Genomic DNA, 3,426 nt, shown 5'->3' on the forward strand with positions numbered 1-3,426 from the left:
TAGAGCAGAGGACTGAAAATCCTCGTGTCGGCGGTTCAAGTCCGCCTCCTGGCATACAATATGAAAGCACTTGGGAGCAAGCCTTTTATTGTTGATACATCAGATACATCAATTTAGTCCCTTGCTTTGCCCACAAACAAACCAGATAATGCTACAAATTTGTAGCATTACTTACCTTAGCTAGCAGGACGGACCACACGAATTAATTTACCTTGTAAAGTTTGCTCTGCTTTTACAGCTTCATCTATCCGTGCTGCAAACTGTTCCCAATTACGATTATTGGTACAAACAACAATGCCGAAATGGTCAGAGTTTCGGCGATGCAAGCGGATAAAATCATCTCTGTTAATAGTCAAAACGGAGCGTTCTTGGCTAATGGCAAATGCGAGTACTTCATTATCAGGTGTACCTCTATCTGCATTACCTGCTTCTTGTACAGTCAGAACATCATGCCCCAAAGTGCGTAATAATCCTACTACAGGAAAAGGAAACTGCTCATCTGCGTAAAAACGTGCCATCTACTAGGCTACCTCATTGCGCTCAATGGCTATTTCGATTTCATCGGGGTGAGCTTTTGCGTATACCCAAGCATTGGCTAAATCAGCAGCTGTAATTGTTGGATAACTTGTTAAAAGGTCACCATCACTGTATCCAATACGACGAGCTTCTACAAGTAACCAGACGGGAATACGAGTATTGGCAATGCAAGCTTCTCCCCCACAAACTCTAGGGTTTTTCTCAATTCCTTGCCAATTGTTTGTGAGACTTTGAGCCAGTAACTGAATAACCTGCACTTTTTCACCAGGGCTAAGGGCAAGAAGTTGTTGCTCTAAGTCTTTAAGTACCACGGATGTCAATCCTTTGATGGGCGGGAAACCGATAGTTATAATTGTACCAGAAATCGGGAATCGGGAATCGGGAATCGGGAATCGGGGTAAAATCTTGTGTGGCTGATAGCTGATTGCTTAAATAGATTTCAATCCCACCAATAGCAAACAACAACTGCATCCCGATCACGTTGAATATCGTCTCCCCATAATGCCCCTTCGTATCGATATCTCAATCGGCGTTTAAGTCGGTAACTATACTCTTCATTTGTGCCATCAGTTACCTCTACCGAGTCAGCTCGCCATTTTTTCCCCAAATCGATTAGTTGGGAAACTTTCGTATCCTGATTTTCTGCAAGTATGTATAAGGTATCTGCTGGATAGGCAATAAAATGAATAATGCTGCTGTCTGGCATTGGACGATAGTTTGCCATTGCCAGCAGGGTATCTAGCAAACCACCAAAACTTAAGCCATTTTCATCTGGGGCGAAGACTGGTTTGGTAAACAGAAAGCTTGCCCATAAATCTGTATGCTTGGAAAGGTCAGTAATAACTTCTGGGCCATCAAACTGATTGAATCGGCGCTGCCAAACTAAAGCAGCAAATAATTCTTGGGGAGAATAGGATTCAGCAATGGATTGAATTTTAGTTAAGTCAAGCATTGTTTTTGTGAGGGGTTTTACCTCGCCTAACTTCTTCTGCGTAAAAACGTGCCATCTACTAGGCTACCTCATTGCGCTCAATGGCTATTTCGATTTCATCGGGGCAGGGTAAGCGCAAGAATCAATAAGCTGTGGCTTATTGATTCTTGCGCTTACCCTGAAATTGGGATTAGGGTAATTAGAATAAATTTCACCAGCATTAACTTATATGCAAATCGCTATATTCAGCAATGCCCTTGATTGCTTGGTACTGGCTAAACTCCACTCTGATTACCTCCAAAGTTGATCAAATCACCAAAGATATTAGGAAACTCATCTCCTAGGTCAAGGTTATCGGTAATTTTGGTTTGTGCGATCGCAACGCTGGCTCCCAGACCGATAAACAGACCACCACCGTCGCCGGTACCATCATTGTCACTGTCGGCAATATTACCAGTGATTTTGTTGTTGCCCAAGACAACGGTATTACCACTCTCGACGGAAACGCCGCCGCCATTGATTCCTGCCCAGTTACCAGTAATCGTATTGTTGACCATAAACAACTCGTTATCAGTTCCTTGGACATTGACACCACCACCACTGTCTCCAGTCAGATTGTCAATAATCTGGCTATTGAATAGCTTTACAACATTGTTATTTATTTTTCCCCCAGTACCGATTTCTATTCCACTATCCTGGTTGTTGCTGATAGTGCTACCAAGCACCGTTACATTTTGACCAGCAGCACTTATATCAATACCCTGCCCCTGATTTTGCCTGAAGGTGCTTTTACTGACAAATAATCTGGTGTTGTCTCCATCGAGATCGATGCCATCTGATCTGTTGTTTAGGAAAGAGCTACGGAGCACTTTAACATTATTGTTGTTTCCGTTGATATCGATGCCATCGTAGTTGTTTCTGAAAAGGCTATTGATCACAGTGATTTTGCTGTTGTCTGCCTCGGACTTGATTGCATCTGTGCCATGTCCCGTGAAGATGCTATCAATTACTTTCAGATTGCCATCATTTACCTGGATGCCATCGCTTCCATTAGAAATTGTCAGTTTGTTGAAGGTAACATTAGCTCCATTGCTAATGGTAAAGATATCAAAAGGGTTACCGTCACCTTCGACCGTAATTTGGTCAGCATCTTGACGTCCAACAATATTAACACTGTCAGTAATCTCGAGTGTTCCTAGGTTAGAGTCTATAGTAATCGTCGGTAAAGCTGGTTCAAGTTCAAATAAAATGGTATCTTTACCAGGAGAATTATTCGCTGCTTCGATGGCTTCTCGTAAACTGGTGACTCCATCGTTTGGATTAATTCCTTCAGCTGTGGTATTAACTGTGAAAACTGCCATAGTTAGTAATCTTTATTTTACTGAACAAGCTGATTGTTTTTTTTCTGTCAGCTATTATTTTTAATTCCCAGTAATAGCGGGGCTTTTGGTAGTTCAGCTTACCCGTTTTTTTTACACTTTTTGTTGTAAACAGGTTTACAAAAACTTACCTAAGCTTATGCCATTTTCACAGTTGGTTATTTTCTTTATTGACTCTTAATTTATTTTTTAAACAATCCAGTGGCAATTTAAAGATTAACCAAAGTTTCCCGTTAAACTATACAAGAATGTGAATATCTTAAAAATATTTTTATTAAAGAAATTGTACCGGTGCATTCCACTGTCTTGATGCAGTTATATAGCAATTCTCAGAGTCATGAGGACAAAGCTTATCCCTCTAAGGCAAAAGGCAATAGGCATGCATGCAATAGTCAAGAGGGTTTGAAGCGATGCAGCGAGGTAGCGCGGTCTTGGGGGTCCCCCCCATGAGCGACTACCGGTGAGGTCTTGGGGGGGACCCCCTTGAGCCTGAATTGATATCGTAGGTAATCTCCTTCCTTATCCCCTGTTCCCTGTTCCCTGTTCCCTGTTCCCTGTTCCCTGTTCCCTGTTCCCTGT

General features: G+C 42.1%; 5 protein-coding genes and 1 pseudogene. All 6 read right to left on the bottom strand.

Annotated features, from left to right (window positions below; translation table 11 throughout):
* Positions 1–176: 176 nt before the first annotated feature.
* Positions 177–518 (bottom strand): DUF5615 family PIN-like protein, encoded by a 342-nt coding sequence (locus tag AC4II3_RS32030; RefSeq protein WP_488016850.1) that lies wholly within the window; start codon positions 516–518, stop codon positions 177–179.
* Between the two features lie 3 nt (positions 519–521).
* The gene (locus tag AC4II3_RS32035; RefSeq protein ID WP_488016852.1) at positions 522–848 is read right to left on the bottom strand and encodes a DUF433 domain-containing protein; all 327 of its coding nucleotides are present in this window, start codon (positions 846–848) and stop codon (positions 522–524) included.
* Positions 838–1,008, bottom strand: coding sequence for a hypothetical protein (locus AC4II3_RS32040; RefSeq protein ID WP_488016854.1), 171 nt, complete (start codon positions 1,006–1,008; stop codon positions 838–840). Before AC4II3_RS32040 ends, AC4II3_RS32035 begins: the two co-directional genes overlap by 11 nt.
* On the bottom strand, positions 977–1,489 hold the full coding sequence (locus AC4II3_RS32045; RefSeq protein ID WP_488016856.1) for a hypothetical protein: 513 nt from the start codon (positions 1,487–1,489) through the stop codon (positions 977–979). Before AC4II3_RS32045 ends, AC4II3_RS32040 begins: the two co-directional genes overlap by 32 nt.
* Before the next feature lie 254 nt (positions 1,490–1,743).
* Positions 1,744–2,829 carry a right-handed parallel beta-helix repeat-containing protein gene (locus AC4II3_RS32050; protein ID WP_488016858.1) on the bottom strand — a complete coding sequence of 362 codons (1,086 nt, stop codon included), beginning with the start codon at positions 2,827–2,829 and terminating at the stop codon, positions 1,744–1,746.
* 410 nt (positions 2,830–3,239) lie between these two features.
* Positions 3,240–3,426, bottom strand: a pseudogene (locus tag AC4II3_RS32055) (hypothetical protein); the annotation flags it as partial.

It is taken from the genome of Moorena sp. (genome assembly GCF_982860115.1).